At 70.3% G+C, this 15279-nt stretch carries 16 protein-coding genes and 1 pseudogene; 4 read left to right on the top strand and 13 right to left on the bottom strand.

Annotated elements, in window-relative coordinates; genetic code table 11:
• From GT030_RS20015 to GT030_RS19985, 7 genes are all read right to left on the bottom strand, one after another.
• Positions 1-1420 (bottom strand): NADH-quinone oxidoreductase subunit G (locus GT030_RS20015; protein WP_161202285.1); only part of this gene is annotated, 1420 nt, incomplete at its 3' end.
• Complete coding sequence (gene nuoF / locus GT030_RS20010; RefSeq protein ID WP_346009691.1) at positions 1417-2769, bottom strand: NADH-quinone oxidoreductase subunit NuoF; 1353 nt, start codon at positions 2767-2769, stop codon at positions 1417-1419. The genes GT030_RS20015 and nuoF, both read right to left, overlap by 4 nt.
• Positions 2766-3623 (bottom strand): NADH-quinone oxidoreductase subunit NuoE, encoded by an 858-nt coding sequence (gene nuoE / locus GT030_RS20005; RefSeq protein WP_161202283.1) that lies wholly within the window; start codon positions 3621-3623, stop codon positions 2766-2768. The genes nuoF and nuoE overlap by 4 nt, the downstream gene beginning before the upstream one ends.
• Complete coding sequence (locus GT030_RS20000) at positions 3620-4942, bottom strand: NADH-quinone oxidoreductase subunit D (RefSeq protein WP_161202282.1); 1323 nt, start codon at positions 4940-4942, stop codon at positions 3620-3622. Before GT030_RS20000 ends, nuoE begins: the two co-directional genes overlap by 4 nt.
• Complete coding sequence (locus GT030_RS19995; protein ID WP_161202281.1) at positions 4939-5682, bottom strand: NADH-quinone oxidoreductase subunit C; 744 nt, start codon at positions 5680-5682, stop codon at positions 4939-4941. Before GT030_RS19995 ends, GT030_RS20000 begins: the two co-directional genes overlap by 4 nt.
• Entirely contained in the window at positions 5679-6233 is a 555-nt protein-coding gene (locus GT030_RS19990; protein WP_161202280.1) for an NADH-quinone oxidoreductase subunit B, read from the bottom strand. Before GT030_RS19990 ends, GT030_RS19995 begins: the two co-directional genes overlap by 4 nt.
• 14 nt (positions 6234-6247) lie before the next feature.
• Entirely contained in the window at positions 6248-6607 is a 360-nt protein-coding gene (locus GT030_RS19985) for an NADH-quinone oxidoreductase subunit A (protein WP_030813697.1), read from the bottom strand.
• 764 nt (positions 6608-7371) lie between these two features.
• On the opposite strand from GT030_RS19985, the gene GT030_RS19980 reads away from it, so the two are divergent.
• Complete coding sequence (locus tag GT030_RS19980; protein WP_161202279.1) at positions 7372-8202, top strand: C40 family peptidase; 831 nt, start codon at positions 7372-7374, stop codon at positions 8200-8202.
• A 128-nt stretch (positions 8203-8330) separates the two neighbouring features.
• Entirely contained in the window at positions 8331-8951 is a 621-nt protein-coding gene (gene def, locus GT030_RS19975) for a peptide deformylase (RefSeq protein WP_161202278.1), read from the top strand.
• 16 nt (positions 8952-8967) lie between these two features.
• On the opposite strand, the gene GT030_RS19970 is transcribed toward def, so the two are convergent.
• Positions 8968-10251 (bottom strand): geranylgeranyl reductase family protein, encoded by a 1284-nt coding sequence (locus GT030_RS19970; protein WP_346009690.1) that lies wholly within the window; start codon positions 10249-10251, stop codon positions 8968-8970.
• 71 nt (positions 10252-10322) lie between these two features.
• Between GT030_RS19970 and GT030_RS19965 the strand changes: the two genes are divergently transcribed.
• A complete protein-coding gene (locus tag GT030_RS19965; protein WP_161202276.1) occupies positions 10323-10856 on the top strand; it encodes a GNAT family N-acetyltransferase in 534 nt (177 codons plus the stop codon).
• 119 nt (positions 10857-10975) lie between these two features.
• Entirely contained in the window at positions 10976-11284 is a 309-nt protein-coding gene (locus GT030_RS19960) for a PASTA domain-containing protein (RefSeq protein ID WP_268255647.1), read from the top strand.
• 4 nt (positions 11285-11288) lie between these two features.
• On the opposite strand, the gene GT030_RS19955 is transcribed toward GT030_RS19960, so the two are convergent.
• From GT030_RS19955 to GT030_RS19935, 5 genes and pseudogenes are all read right to left on the bottom strand, one after another.
• Positions 11289-11984 carry a demethylmenaquinone methyltransferase gene (locus GT030_RS19955; RefSeq protein ID WP_161202275.1) on the bottom strand — a complete coding sequence of 232 codons (696 nt, stop codon included), beginning with the start codon at positions 11982-11984 and terminating at the stop codon, positions 11289-11291.
• A gap of 209 nt (positions 11985-12193) precedes the next feature.
• Positions 12194-12793 (bottom strand): hypothetical protein, encoded by a 600-nt coding sequence (locus GT030_RS19950; RefSeq protein ID WP_161202274.1) that lies wholly within the window; start codon positions 12791-12793, stop codon positions 12194-12196.
• 7 nt (positions 12794-12800) lie between these two features.
• Positions 12801-14015 (bottom strand): cyclic dehypoxanthinyl futalosine synthase, encoded by a 1215-nt coding sequence (mqnC, locus tag GT030_RS19945; RefSeq protein ID WP_161202273.1) that lies wholly within the window; start codon positions 14013-14015, stop codon positions 12801-12803.
• A gap of 142 nt (positions 14016-14157) precedes the next feature.
• Positions 14158-14874 carry an A24 family peptidase gene (locus tag GT030_RS19940; protein ID WP_161202272.1) on the bottom strand — a complete coding sequence of 239 codons (717 nt, stop codon included), beginning with the start codon at positions 14872-14874 and terminating at the stop codon, positions 14158-14160.
• Positions 14867-15279, bottom strand: a pseudogene (locus GT030_RS19935) (serine/threonine protein kinase); the annotation flags it as partial. The pseudogene GT030_RS19935 and the gene GT030_RS19940, both read right to left, overlap by 8 nt.

Here is a 15279-nt window from a genome sequence, read left to right as displayed (position 1 = left end):
CGGCGTCCTCCAGGCCGACGCCGCCGGCCAGCGCGTCCAGCCACTCGGGCTCGGTGCCGGGCGCGGCCGGCAGCAGCGTGCCGCCCGCCTTGGTCAGGCCCCGGGTGGCGTGCGTGGCCAGGGCGTACACCTTCTGGCCGCGCTTGCGCCACGCCTTGCGCAGCCGCAGGAAGACGCCGGGCGCCTCCTCCTCGGCCTCGAACCCGACCAGCAGCACGGCGGGCGCCTGCTCCAGCGCGGTGTAGGTGACCCCGGTGCCGTCGAGGTCGCGGCCCCGGCCGGCCACCCGGGCGGCCAGGAAGTCGGCCTCCTCGCCGCTGTGCACGCGGGCGCGGAAGTCGATGTCGTTGGTGTCGAGCGCCACCCGCGCGAACTTGCTGTACGCGTACGCGTCCTCCACCGTCAGCCGGCCCCCGGTGAGCACCCCGGCGCGGGAGCGGGCGGCACCGAGGCCCCGCGCGGCCGCGTCCAGCGCCTCCGGCCAGGAGGCGGGCTCCAGCACGCCCTCGGCGTTGCGGACCAGCGGCGTGTCGAGCCGGTCGCGCAGCTGGGCGTAGCGGAAGGCGAACCGGCCCTTGTCGCAGACCCAGTCCTCGTTGACCTCCGGGTCGTTGGCGGCGAGCCGCCGCATGACCTTGCCGCGCCGGTGGTCGGTACGGGTGGCGCAGCCGCCCGCGCAGTGCTCGCACACCGACGGCGAGGAGATCAGGTCGAAGGGGCGCGAGCGGAACCGGTAGGCGGCCGAGGTGAGCGCGCCGACCGGGCAGATCTGAATGGTGTTGCCGGAGAAGTACGACTCGAACGGGTCGCCCTCTCCGGTGCCGACCTGCTGGAGCGCGCCCCGCTCGATCAGCTCGATCATCGGGTCGCCCGCCACCTGGTTGGAGAACCGGGTGCAGCGGGCGCACAGCACGCACCGCTCGCGGTCGAGCAGCACCTGGGTGGAGATGGGCACCGGCTTGGCGTAGGTGCGCTTGCGGCCCTCGAAGCGGGACTCGGCGTTGCCGTGCGACATGGCCTGGTTCTGCAGCGGGCACTCGCCGCCCTTGTCGCAGACCGGGCAGTCCAGCGGGTGGTTGATGAGCAGCAGCTCCATCACGCCGTGCTGCGCCTTCTCGGCGACCGGCGAGGTGAGCTGGGTCTTCACCACCATGCCGTCGGTGCAGGTGATGGTGCAGGACGCCATCGGCTTGCGCTGGCCCTCCACCTCCACGATGCACTGGCGGCAGGCGCCGGCCGGGTCCAGCAGGGGGTGGTCGCAGAAGCGCGGGATCTCGATGCCGAGCTGCTCGGCGGCCCGGATGACCAGGGTGCCCTTGGGCACGCTGATCTCGATGCCGTCGATCGTCAGCGAGACGAGGTCCTCCGGCGGGACCGCCGCCTGCCCCCCGCCTGAGGGGGCACTGGTGGTCACGGTCATGCGTTCACCTCCGGGCGGTCCGCCCAGGCCGTCGACTTGGCCGGGTCGAAGGGGCAGCCCCGGCCCGTGATGTGCTGCTCGTACTCCTCGCGGAAGTACTTCAGCGAGGAGAAGATCGGCGAGGCCGCGCCGTCGCCCAGGGCGCAGAAGGACTTGCCGTTGATGTTGTCGGCGATGTCGTTGAGCTTGTCGAGGTCGCTCATCGACCCCTTGCCCGCCTCGATGTCCCGCAGCAACTGCACCAGCCAGTACGTCCCTTCGCGGCAGGGCGTGCACTTGCCGCAGGACTCGTGGGCGTAGAACTCGGTCCAGCGGGTGACCGCCCGCACCACGCAGGTGGTCTCGTCGAAGCACTGGAGTGCCTTGGTGCCGAGCATGGACCCGGCGGCGCCGACGCCCTCGTAGTCGAGGGGGACGTCGAGATGTTCGTCGGTGAACATCGGGGTGGAGGAGCCGCCCGGCGTCCAGAACTTCAGCCGGTGGCCCGGGCGCATGCCGCCGCTCATGTCGAGCAGCTGGCGCAGGGTGATGCCGAGCGGCGCCTCGTACTGGCCGGGGCTGGCGACGTGCCCGCTGAGCGAGTAGAGCGTGAAGCCCGGCGACTTCTCGCTGCCCATCGAGCGGAACCAGTCCTTGCCCTGGTGCAGGATCGCGGGAACCGAGGCGATCGACTCGACGTTGTTGACCACGGTGGGGCAGGCGTAGAGGCCCTCGACGGCCGGGAAGGGGGGCCGCAGCCGCGGCTGGCCCCGGCGGCCTTCGAGCGAGTCGAGCAGCGCGGTCTCCTCGCCGCAGATGTACGCGCCCGCGCCCGCGTGCACGGTGAGTTCGAGGTCCAGTCCGCTGCCGAGGATGTCCCGGCCGAGGAATCCGGCCTCGTACGCCTCGCGCACCGCCTCGTGCAGCCTGCGCAGGACGGGGACGACCTCGCCGCGCAGGTAGATGAAGGCGTGCGAGGAGCGGATCGCGTAACAGGCGATCACGATGCCCTCGATGAGGCTGTGCGGGTTGGCGTAGAGGAGCGGGATGTCCTTGCAGGTGCCGGGTTCGGACTCGTCGGCGTTGACCACGAGGTAGTGCGGCTTGCCGTCGCCCTGCGGGATGAACTGCCACTTCATGCCGGTCGGGAAGCCCGCGCCGCCGCGGCCGCGCAGGCCGGATTCCTTGACGTAGGCGATCAGGTCGTCCGGGGACATGGCGAGCGCCTTGCGCAGGCCCTCGTAGCCGTCGTGCCGCCGGTAGACGTCCAGGGTCCAGGAGCGGTCCTCGTCCCAGAAGGCCGAGAGCACGGGGGCGAGCAGCTTCTCTGGGCTGGTGCCGTCCTTGACGTCGGTGACCACGGTCATCACTCCCCCTCCTCTGCGGTCGGTCCGGACGGGTGCGCCGGGTCGGAGGCCGAGGTGTCGACCGGGTCGTGGGAGCTGAGCCGCTCGGCGGGCGAGGGCTCGTGCACCGGCTCCTCGCGCGGGGCCGCGTCGCGCGGGTGGACCACGCGCGCGGGCTGGGTCTCGCCCTTGGCCAGGCGGAGGCCGACCAGGGAGGCGGGGCCTGCGCTGCCGCCCTCCTCGACGGCGCCGGGGCGCTCGTCGGGGAAGCCGGCCAGGATGCGGGCGGTCTCCTTGAAGGTGCACAGCCGGGCGCCGCGCGTGGGCTCCACGCTCTGCCCGGCCCGCAGGTCGTCGACGAGACGGGTGGCGCTGGCCGGGGTCTGGTTGTCGAAGAACTCCCAGTTGACCATCACCACCGGCGCGTAGTCGCAGGCCGCGTTGCACTCGATGTGCTCCAGGGTGACCTTGCCGTCGGCGGTGGTCTCGCCGTTGCCGACGCCCAGGTGCTCCTGGAGGGTCTCGAAGATGGCGTCGCCGCCCATGACCGCGCACAGGGTGTTGGTGCAGACGCCCACCTGGTAGTCGCCGGAGGGGCGGCGCCGGTACATGGAGTAGAAGGTGGCGACCGCGGTGACCTCGGCGGTGGTCAGCTCCAGCACGTCGGCGCAGAACTTCATGCCGGTCCGGGTGACGTAGCCGTCCTCGGACTGCACGAGGTGCAGCAGCGGCAGCAGGGCGGAGCGGGAGTCGGGGTAGCGAGCGATCAGCTCGCGCGCGTCCGCCTCCAGCCGGGTCCGGACGTCGTCCGGGTAGGCGGGCGGGGGCAGTTCCGGCATACCCAGGCCGACGCCCCGCTCGGAAGAAGAGGTGGTCACCGGTCGACGCCTCCCATCACGGGGTCGATGGACGCCACGGCCACGATGACGTCGGCGACCTGGCCGCCCTCGCACATCGCCGCCATGGCCTGGAGATTGGTGAAGGACGGGTCGCGGAAATGGACCCGGAAGGGGCGGGTGCCGCCGTCGGAGACGGCGTGCACGCCGAGTTCACCCTTGGGCGACTCGACGGCCGCGTACGCCTGGCCCGGCGGAACCCGGAAGCCCTCGGTGACCAGCTTGAAGTGGTGGATCAGGGCCTCCATGGAGGTGCCCATGATCTTCTTGATGTGGTCCAGCGAGTTGCCGAGCCCGTCCGGGCCGAGCGCGAGCTGCGCGGGCCAGGCGATCTTCTTGTCGGCGACCATGACCGGGCCCGGCTGGAGCCGGTCCAGGCACTGCTCGATGATCCTGAGCGACTGGCGCATCTCCTCCAGCCGGATCAGGAAGCGGCCGTAGGAGTCGCAGGTCTCGGCGGTCGGGATGTCGAAGTCGTAGGTCTCGTAGCCGCAGTACGGCTGGGTCTTGCGCAGGTCGTGCGGCAGGCCCGTGGAACGCAGGATCGGGCCGGTGGCGCCGAGCGCCATGCAGCCGGCCAGGTCGAGGTGGCCGACGTCCTGCATACGGGCCTTGAAGATGGGGTTCCCGGTGGCGAGCTTGTCGTACTCCGGGAGGTTCTTCTTCATCTTCTTGACGAACTCGCGGATCTGGTCGACCGCGCCCGGCGGCAGGTCCTGCGCGAGTCCGCCGGGGCGGATGTACGCGTGGTTCATGCGCAGGCCGGTGATCAGCTCGTAGATGTCGAGGATCATCTCCCGGTCGCGGAAGCCGTAGATCATGATCGTGGTGGAGCCCAGCTCCATGCCGCCGGTGGCGATGCACACCAGGTGCGACGACAGCCGGTTCAGCTCCATCAGGAGCACCCGGATGATGTCGGTCCGCTCGGTGATCTGGTCCTCGATGCCGAGCAGTTTCTCGACGGCGAGGCAGTAGGCGGTCTCGTTGAAGAAGGACGTCAGGTAATCCATCCGCGTGACGAAGGTGGTGCCCTGCGTCCACGTGCGGTACTCGAGGTTCTTCTCGATGCCGGTGTGCAGATAGCCGATGCCGCAGCGGGCCTCGGTGACCGTCTCGCCCTCGATCTCCAGGATGAGCCGGAGCACTCCGTGGGTGGACGGGTGCTGCGGACCCATGTTGACGACGATGCGCTCGTCGTCCGCCTTGGCCGCGGACTGGACGACCTCGTCCCAGTCGCCACCGGTGACCGTGTAGACGGTTCCCTCGGTGGTGGCGCGGCCGGTTGCGTGGGGAGTGCTCACGAGTACGACCTCCGCTGGTCGGGAGCCGGGATCTGGGCGCCCTTGTACTCGACGGCGATGCCGCCGAGGGGGTAGTCCTTGCGCTGCGGGTGGCCCTGCCAGTCGTCCGGCATCATGATCCGGGTGAGAGCCGGGTGGCCCTCGAAGACGATCCCGAAGAAGTCGTACGTCTCGCGCTCGTGCCAGTCGTTGGTCGGGTAGACCGCGACCAGGGACGGGATGCGCGGGTCGGCGTCTGGGGCGCTGACCTCCAGCCGGATCAGCCGGTTGTGGGTGATCGAGCGCAGGTGGTAGACGGCGTGCAGCTCGCGGCCCTTGTCGCTCGGGTAGTGCACCCCGCTGACGCCGGTGCACAGCTCGAAGCGGAGCGCCGGGTCGTCGCGCAGGGTGCGGGCGACGCGGAGCAGGTGCTCGCGCTCGATGTGGAAGGTCAGCTCGCCGCGGTCGACGACGGTGCGCTCGATGGCGTTCTCCGGGAGCAGGCCCTGCTCCTCCAGCGCGCCCTCCAGCTCGTCGGCGACCTCGTCGAACCAGCCGCCGTAGGGGCGGCTCGCCGCGCCGGGAAGCCGGATCGAGCGGACCAGGCCGCCGTAGCCGGAGGTGTCGCCGCCGTTGTTGGCGCCGAACATGCCGCGCTGGACGCGGATCTCCTCGCCGCCCTGGCCGCGCTGGCCGGGGAGGTTGGAGGCGGAGAGGTCCTTCTCGGGGTTCACGCCGTCCGTGCCGTTGTCGTCGCTCACTGCAGCAGCCCCTTCATCTCGATCGTGGGCAGGGCCTTGAGCGCGGCTTCCTCCGCCTCGCGGGCGGCTTCCTCGGCGTTGACACCGAGCTTCGTGCCCTGGATCTTCTGGTGGAGCTTGAGGATCGCGTCCATCAGCATCTCGGGGCGGGGCGGGCAGCCGGGGAGATAGATGTCGACCGGCACGATGTGGTCGACGCCCTGGACGATCGCGTAGTTGTTGAACATGCCGCCCGAGGACGCGCAGACGCCCATGGAGATGACCCACTTCGGGTTGGGCATCTGGTCGTAGACCTGCCGCAGCACCGGCGCCATCTTCTGGCTGACCCGGCCCGCGACGATCATCAGGTCGGCCTGGCGCGGTGAGCCGCGGAAGACCTCCATGCCGAAGCGGGCGAGGTCGTAGCGTCCGGCGCCGGTGGTCATCATCTCGATGGCGCAGCAGGCGAGTCCGAAGGTGGCCGGGAAGACGGACGCCTTGCGCACCCAGCCCGCGGCCTGTTCGACGGTGGTCAGCAGAAAGCCGCTCGGCAGCTTTTCTTCGAGTCCCATGACTTAAAGGCCCCTCAGTCCCATTCCAGGCCGCCGCGCCGCCATACGTACGCGTACGCGACGAAGACGGTGAGCACGAAGAGCAGCATCTCCACGAGCCCGAAGACCCCGAGCGCGTCGAAGGTGACGGCCCAGGGGTAGAGGAAGACGATCTCGATGTCGAAGACGATGAAGAGCATCGCCGTCAGGTAGTACTTGATGGGGAAGCGCCCGCCGCCGGCCGGCGTGGGGGTCGGCTCGATGCCGCATTCGTAGGCTTCGAGCTTCGCGCGGTTGTAGCGCTTCGGACCGATCAGCGCGGCCATGACCACGGAGAAGATCGCAAAGCCTGCCCCGAGGGCTCCCAGTACGAGGATGGGCGCGTACGCGTTCACCGCTCCTCGCTCCCTTCAGTCGGCATTGACTGGTGGCGGATCACGGGCTCACAGCCGCCTCTTCCGTCCCACCGACCCCACCCGTCCCGGCGAAGATCGAGAACATGTGAAGCAGGTCACAAGCCCAACTGCTCCGCATCTTATGCCCGCCGCTCTGTGATCTGCGACACGGGGTATTGCACAAGCTTTGTGATCTCCACCACCTGACGAAGGATCATGAAGCCGGAGGATGGGTGATCTTCGCACGCGAAGCGTTCAGTTGATCACCAGAAGTGACAATCCCGCTCGTCGGCGCACGTCAGAGGGGGTGCGGGAGGGGTCGCTCAATATCAAGAGAGTTCCGGTGCATGCAAATTGGTGTTGGACGCATGCGACTGCTAGTGGAGGGCGTTCACACCTCGGGGGGAGATCCGGGGCGCGGTGTGGACGCGGCCGGAGCACGTGCGCGCGTTCACGAAGTCCCGGCGCGCGGCCGATCGTCGCGGACGCGACTCTTCCGGTGACCGTTCCGTGACCTCCGCCACACCGGTGGCGGGCGTTCCGGAGCCGGGCTTGGCCATCGACCCCAACCGATGGTAGGCGCGGGGCAATTCGGACGTAATGATCAAAGACCGTGATCAACGGCCCAATGATCTCCGTCCGCTATGTCCGTTACGGCGTCAATAAAGAGTGACGCGACCGGGTTTCGGAGATCCGATTGAACAATTGTGGCGCAGCACACGTTTGTTGAAGATATGAAGGAGCCCCTGGTACCGGTTGTTCCCATGTCCCACACCGCTCACATACGCAGCCACCGGAAGCCCCGCCGCAGCGCGTCGTCCATCGTCGTGCGGTCCGGTGTCGCCGGCGGCGTCCTCAGCACCCTGGCGGTCGCCGGAGCGGCCGGCTACGCGAACGCGGCCGAGGCCGAGCCCGTGACGCAGACGCTCGAACTCCCCACCCTCACCGCCGACGTGGCCACCCAGGTCGCGCAGTCCGCGGACGCCACCCAGCAGGCGGCCGCGAACTACGAGCTGCAGGCCGAGCGTGACGCGGCCGCCGCCAGCGCCGCGAAGCAGGCCAAGGCGGACCTCGCCGAGGCGCGGCAGAAGGCCGAGGCGAAGAAGAAGGCGCAGGAGGAGGCCCGTAAGGAGGCCGCCGCCCGTGCCACCCGCAACGCCGAGCGCACCGTGCTCTCCGCGTCCGCGTCCACGAGCACCGACGCGGGCAGCTCCACGGTCACCGGCTCGTCCAGCGCGACCGGCTCGGCCGCGGCCATCGTGTCGTTCGTGAAGTCCCAGGTCGGCAAGGCGTACGTCTCCGGCGCCACCGGCCCCTCCGCCTACGACTGCTCGGGCCTGGTCCAGACGGCGTTCAAGCAGGTCGGCATCAGCCTGCCGCGCGTCTCCCAGGACCAGTCCACGGCCGGCACCCAGGTCTCCCTGAGCAACCTCCAGCCCGGCGACATCCTCTACTGGGGCAGCGCGGGCAGCGCGTACCACGTGGGCGTCTACGTCGGCGACGGCATGTTCGTCGGCGCCCAGAACCCCTCCACGGGCGTCGTGGAGCGTCCCCTCTCCTACGACCAGCCCACCGGCGCGGTCCGGGTCCTCTGACCCCCTCCGCCCCACCCGCACGACAAGGCCGCTGCCCTCGGGGGGCAGCGGCCTTCGTGCGTCTCCTGCCATGCTCGGGCCCGGGCCGCCGCCCGGGGGCCCTCCGCGAAGCAGAGGGAGACAGCGCGATGCCACGCGTGTTCGTCCAGGGAAGTCCCGCCGGCCACTACCCCCGGCACGCCCCGGAGGCCGGACGGGGTGCGGTGCGCCGCATCACCGAGACCGGCGAGGAGGTCCTGCACAAGCCGTGCCGGGACGTCACGGAGTTCGGGCCCGGCCTCGCGGCCCTCATCGACGACATGTTCCGCACGATGTACGTCGCCGAGGGCGCCGGCCTCGCGGCGAACCAGGTCGGCGCCGGGCTCCGGCTCTTCGTCTACGACTGCCCCGACGACGACGGCGTCCGCCACGTCGGGCACGTCGTCAACCCGGTCCTGGAACCCGCCCCGCCCGGACGGCCGTTGCTCGACGACACCGAGGGCTGCCTCTCGGTCCCCGGCGCGACGATGTCCGTCCCCCACCCCCAACGAGCCGTCGTCCGGGGCCAGGACAGGACCGGCCACCCCCTGGTCATCGAAGGCACCGGCTACTTCGCCCGCTGCCTCGCCCACGAGACCGACCACACCCACGGCGTGGTCTGCCTGGACCGCCTCTCCAAGCGGGAGAAACGGGACGCGTTGCGGCAGACGGCGGCCCGGCGGGACGAGGTGCTGTCCCGCCGGGCCGTCCGGGCGACTCGGCTGAGCTGATTCCCCTCTGGGGGGCTCACGCCTTCGGGGCCACCTTCGTCAGGCCGTTGATGACGCGGTCCATGGTGTCGCCGCCCGTGGGGTCCGTCAGGTTGGCGAGGAGCTTGAGGACGAACTTCATCAGGAGGGGGTGGGTGAGGCCGCGCTGGGCGCCGATCTGCATGACCTTGGGGTTGCCGATGAGTTTCACGAAGGCGCGGCCGAGGGTGTAGTAGCCGCCGTAGGTGTCCTTGAGGACGCGGGGGTAGCGCTGGAGGGCGATCTCGCGGGTGGCCGGGGTCGGGCGGGCGTGGGCCTGGACGATGACGTCGGCGGCGAGCTGGCCGGACTCCATGGCGTAGGCGATGCCCTCGCCGTTGAAGGGGTTCACCATGCCGCCGGCGTCACCGACCAGCAGCAGGCCCTTGGTGTAGTGCGGCTGGCGGTTGAAGGCCATCGGCAGGGCCGCGCCCCGGATCGGGCCCGTCATGTGCTCCGGGGTGTAGCCCCACTCCTCCGGCATCGACGCGCACCACGCCTTGAGCACCTCGCGCCAGTCCAGCTCCTTGAAGGACTCCGAGGTGTTCAGCACGCCGAGGCCCACGTTGGACGTGCCGTCGCCCATGCCGAAGATCCAGCCGTAGCCGGGCAGCAGGCGGTCCTCGGCGCCCCGGCGGTCCCACAGCTCCAGCCAGGACTCCAGGTAGTCGTCCTCGTGACGCGGCGACTCGAAGTACGTACGCACCGCGACGCCCATCGGACGGTCCTCCCGGCGGTGCAGGCCCATGGCGAGGGAGAGCCGGGTGGAGTTGCCGTCGGCGGCGACGACGAGGGGTGCGTGGAAGGTCACCGGGCGTTTGTCGTCGCCCAGCTTCGCCGTCACGCCCGTGATCCGGCCCGTACGGTCGTCGATGATCGGGCCACTCACATTGCACAGCTCGAACAGCCGGGCGCCCGCCTTCTGCGCCTGCCGGGCCAGCTGCTCGTCGAAGTCGTCCCGCTTCCGCACCAGCCCGAAGTTCGGGTACGAGGCGAGATCGGGCCAGTCCAGCTGGAGCCGGGAGCCGCCGCCGATGATGCGCAGGCCCTTGTTCCGCAGCCAGCCCGCCTCCTCGGAGATGTCGATGCCCATGGCCACGAGCTGCTTGACCGCGCGCGGGGTCAGGCCGTCACCGCAGACCTTCTCCCTCGGGAACTCGGTCTTCTCCAGCAGCAGGACGTCGAGTCCGGCCTTGGCGAGGTGGTAGGCCGTGGTGGAGCCGGCCGGCCCCGCGCCCACGACGATCACGTCTGCGGTGTTGTCGGAGAGGGGCTCAGTCACGGCGGGTTCTCCCCAAGGTTGTGAATCTTCGTGCCGACGGGCACTGGACATGGGCAGTCTATTCAGCAGAATTGATCAACCGGCTGAAGGGCTGCTCCGTGAACCCAACTCCCCCCGTAGTACGGCTGCGTGTGCCCACCGACGAGGACGCCTTCGTCTGGCACCGGGTCTTCGCCGATCCCGAGGTCATGCGGTTCCACGGGGGGCGGGCGGCCGAACTGTCCGTGTACGAGGAACTCACCGCCCGGCAGCGGCGGCACGACGCCGAGCTGGGGTTCTGTCTGTGGTCCGTGCTCGACGGCGCCGGGGACGTCGTCGGGTTCACCGGGGCTCAGCCCTGGCCGCACGCCTGGGGGCCCGTCGGCGAGATCGAGATCGGGTGGCGGCTGGGGCGGGCGCACTGGGGGATGGGGTACGCGTCCGTCGCCGCGGCCGATTGTCTCGCGCGGGTTCGCTCCGCCGGGGTCCGGCGGGTTGTCGCCATGGTCGACGCCGAGAACGAGCGGTCCATCGCTGTTACCCAGCGGCTGGGGATGCGGCTCTCCGAGCGGTTCGTCACTCCCGCTTCCGAGCGGCAAGGGCTTTGCTACTCCCTTGAGTTGTGACTCTCCGTATTTGATTGTCACAGAAAGAGAGATGTCATTTCCGGGTGCTCTTTCCCGGAGTTACCCTGCCAGTACCGCTGGGGGTGACATCAGTGCGAATACCACCCAAAACGTCCGAGGTGCGCGTGCCTCGGTTTGTCGGGCTCATGGCCGTGGACGCCCGCGCGGCCGCCCGGGCCCGTGGGCTGTTCCTCAACGCGCCGGACCGGCCCGAGTTCGCGGGGGTCGTCGTGGACTACGTCGTACGGCAGTTTCCCGCGCCCGGTGCGGAAGTTCCGCCTGACTCCGTCGTCTATGTGTGGTTCGACTTCGGGGAGGGCGAAGGGGGTGGGGGTGTGCGGGAACCCCGGTTGCCCGCGCCGCCCTCGGGGGGGCTGCAGCGGGAACTCGGGGAGCCCGGGGACGCGTTCGAGATGATCGGGCGCTGAGCGGTCAGAGCTGCTTGAAGCCCCGGTGCAGGGCCACCACGCCTCCGGTCAGGTTGCGCCACGCCACCTTCGACCAGCCGGCCTTCTGGAGCTTCTCCGCCAGCGCCGGCTGGTCGGGCCAGGCACGGATGGATTCCGCCAGGTACACGTACGCGTCCGGGTTCGACGACACCGACCGTGCCACCGGGGGGAGCGCCCTCATCAGGTACTCCGTGTACACCGTGCGGAACGGGGTCCAGGTGGGGTGCGAGAACTCGCAGATGACCACCCGGCCGCCCGGCTTCGTCACCCGGTACAGCTCGCTCAGCGCGGCGTCCGTGTCCTGGACGTTGCGCAGGCCGAAGGAGATCGTCACCGCGTCGAAGGTGTCGTCCTTGAACGGCAGCTTCGTCGCGTCCCCCGCCGTGAGCGGGAGCCAGGGGTGCTTCTTCTTGCCCACCTGGAGCATGCCCAGGGAGAAGTCGCAGGGGACCACATAGGCGCCCGCTCTCGCGAACGGGAGCGACGACGTCGCCGTGCCCGCCGCCAGGTCCAGCACCTTCTGCGCGGGGCGGGCGTCCACCGCCTTCGCCACCTCCTTGCGCCAGCGGCGGTCCTGGCCCAGCGACAGCACGTCGTTCGTGAGGTCGTACCGTTCCGCCACGTCGTCGAACATCTCGGCGACTTCGTGGGGCTGCTTGTTCAAGGAAGCGCGGGTCACGCTGTCATTGTTGCAGGCTCGTCCGTCGTGGTTCGGGGCGGTGCGGGTGCGGTGCGTCTTGGGGGCGGGGCCGCGCCGGGGGGTGTCCGTCCTCGGGCCGGCGACTTTGGTTCCTTGATGCGTGGAACTTGGTGTTTCGCCGGCCGCTGCGGGCGGACACCCCCCGGCACGTCCCCTCGCCGCCGTGTCCGGCTCTCCCGCCGATTCGGTCAGCGGCTGCGGTAGACGAGGCGGCCCGCCATCACCGTCGCCACGCAGGTGCTTGCGCCGCGCTTCACCAACTCCTCGCGCGACGCGACGTCGAATACCGCGAAGCGGGCGGCTCCCGACCGTGCCAGAGGCGGCAGGAGGATCAGGGGGGCCGGGGAGAGTGACGGAGGGCCCGGCAGGCGGGGTGGGCGTTGGCCTACTGCCAGACCCGCTCTGCGTACTACGTCCGCCACCGTGCGCGTGCGTAGGTCGCCTGCCACTGCCACGGTGCCGTGGGCCAGCATGCGTTGTACGCCCCTGCGGGCGCTCGCGCCCAGGCGGGACGGGTCGCCGCGGAAGATCGCCTGCGCCCGTTCTCCGGTGATGGGCTCGGTGCCCAGGGCGTCCGCCTCGCGGGGGTCCGGGTGGTAGGTCGCTTCCAGGAGTTCCGGGGCGTAGGGGTTCAGCAGGCCCGGCAGGAGGATGCCGGGCCAGTGCCGCACTCTGGCCTGCGGTGCAGCCGCGGTCAGGTTCTCGTACGGGCCCACGGCCACCACCGACGCCCCGTCGATCAGGACCGCCGTCTCCGGGGAGTTCTCGGCTACGTGAAGTGTCAGCACTTTGTGGCTAGTTGGAGGCGATCAGCTTCAGTTCGGGGTGGGCCGTGCCGCCCTCGATCGCAGTCGAGGAGATGTGGGAGACCACCCTGTCGTCGACCGGATCGTTCGCCGGGTCGTCGTGGACGACCAGGTGCTCGTAGGTGGTCGCCCGCTGTGCGGGCGTGCGGCCCGCCTTGCGGATCAGGTCGATGATCTCCAGGCGGTTGCTGCGGTGCTTGGCGCCGGCCGAGGAGACCACGTTCTCCTCCAGCATGATCGAGCCCAGGTCGTCCGCGCCGTAGTGCAGCGAGAGCTGCCCCACCTCCTTGCCCGTGGTCAGCCACGAGCCCTGGATGTGCTGGACGTTGTCCAGGAACAGGCGCGCGATCGCGATCATGCGCAGGTACTCGAAGAGCGTCGCCTGCGTGCGGCCCTTCAGGTGGTTGTTCTCGGGCTGGTAGGTGTACGGGATGAAGGCCCGGAAGCCGCCCGTACGGTCCTGCACGTCCCGGATCATGCGCAGGTGCTCGATGCGCTCGGCGTTCGTCTCACCCGTGCCCATCAGCATCGTGGACGTCGACTCCACGCCCAGGTTGTGCGCCGTCTCCATGATCTCCAGCCAGCGCTCGCCGCTCTCCTTCAGCGGGGCGATCGCCTTGCGGGGGCGGGCCGGGAGGAGTTCGGCGCCGGCGCCCGCGAAGGAGTCCAGACCCGCCTGGTGGATGCGGGTGATGGCCTCCTCCACCGAGACCTTGGAGATCCTGGCCATGTGCTCGACCTCGGACGCGCCGAGGGAGTGGATGACCAGCTGGGGGAACGCGTCCTTGATCGCCTTGAAGTGCGACTCGTAGTACTCGACGCCGTAGTCCGGGTGGTGTCCGCCCTGGAACATGATCTGGGTGCCGCCCAGTTCGACCGTCTCCGCGCAGCGGCGCAGGATGTCGTCCAGGTCGCGGGACCAGCCCTTCTTGGTGTCCTTCGGGGCCGCATAGAAGGCGCAGAACTTGCACGCCGTGACGCACACGTTCGTGTAGTTGATGTTGCGCTCGATGATGTACGTGGCGATGTGCTCGGTGCCCGCGTACTTGCGGCGGCGCACGGCGTCGGCGGCCGCGCCGAGCGCGTGCAGGGGGGCGTCGCGGTAGAGGACGAGCGCTTCCTCGGGCGTGATGCGTCCGCCCGCTGCGGCTCGGTCCAGCACGGCTGCGACATCCACAGAAGCGAGTTCGGCCTTCTCGGTCACCGGGCGTCCCTTTCGTCAAGGGTTAATCAAGGAAGGACAGTGCGCGTAGCGCTCGGAACAAGGGGGGGCGAAAGACGGGCGGGCGGACCCAGTCAGCCTACGCCAGCGTCTTGGATCACCCGACTTCAGGCCGTGTGGGGGGTCAGGACGTGTACGCGCCCAGCAGTACGCCCAGCAGCGTGCCCATCAGCAGGAAGGGGCCGAAGGGGATGGCCGACTTGCGGGTCGCCCGGCGGGTGAGGAGGAGAGCCAGCCCGTACAGGGCGCCTGTCATGAAGGTGGCGCATGTGCCGAGCATCAGGGTCGGCCAGCCGTACCAGCCGAGGGATGCGCCCAGGGCCGGGGCCAGTTTCACGTCTCCGAAGCCCATGCCGGAGGGGTTGAGGAGGTGGAGGGCCAGGTAGACGGCGGCCAGGGTCAGGGCTCCGTAGAGGGCTGTGCGGTAGGTGCCGGTGTGGTCGGGGAGCTGCGCCGCCAGGGCCAGCAGCGCCAGTACCGCGGGGGTGAGCGGGAGGGTCAGGGGGTCCGGGAGGCGGTGGACTCGCAGGTCCACCGCGGTCAGGAGGGTCGCCACCGGGGCCAGGGTCAGCCAGGCCGGCAGCTCCGGGCGGGGGCCCGTCGCCAGGGCCAGCAGGGCGCACATCAGCGCCGTGACCGCGGGAAGGGCCGGCGCTGTCGTGCGGGGGCACCTGCGGCACGGGGTCGTGCCCAGCCAGCCGGTCAGGGGATGGTCCGCCTCGCACGTCGTGCGCCACGGGGTGCCCTGGGGCGTGGTGAAGCGGTACGCGGCTCTCGGGAGCAGGGCGCCTGTCAGGGCGCCCCACAGGGCGGCCAGTGCCACGGGGAGCACGTCAGTCATCAGGGGCCACCTTGGACAGGCGGGCCTCGGGGTTGCCCTCCGCCGCGGCGGTGGAGGTGTAGGTGAGGTCGTCGCCGGTGGGGGCCAGACGGATCTCGTGCGGGGCGGGGTCGCAGCCCTTGCGGTTGGTTCTGGCGCCGGTGGACGTGGCCAGTAGGCGGGAGGAGTCGACCCGCTTCAGGGTGAGGACGTCCACGCAGGTTCCGCCCAGTTGGTCCGTCTGGCGGAGGTTGCCCAGCTCCTTGCCCAGTGACGCCTGGTGGACCGTCACGCGGAAGGTGCCCATGGGCAGGGCGCCGTCCAGGGCGGTCGCCCTGCCCTCCCAGGTGCCCAGGTAGCGGGCCGGGATCGCGCCGGCGCGGTCGGCCGGGGCGGAGTGGGCCGGGGCGCTGCCCGCCGTGTCGT

Source organism: Streptomyces sp. SID1328, assembly GCF_009865595.1.
GTDB lineage: Bacteria > Actinomycetota > Actinomycetes > Streptomycetales > Streptomycetaceae > Streptomyces > Streptomyces griseoluteus.
The sequence above is the reverse complement of the archived record's forward strand: the minus strand, read 5'-3'. Positions and strand labels throughout refer to the sequence as shown.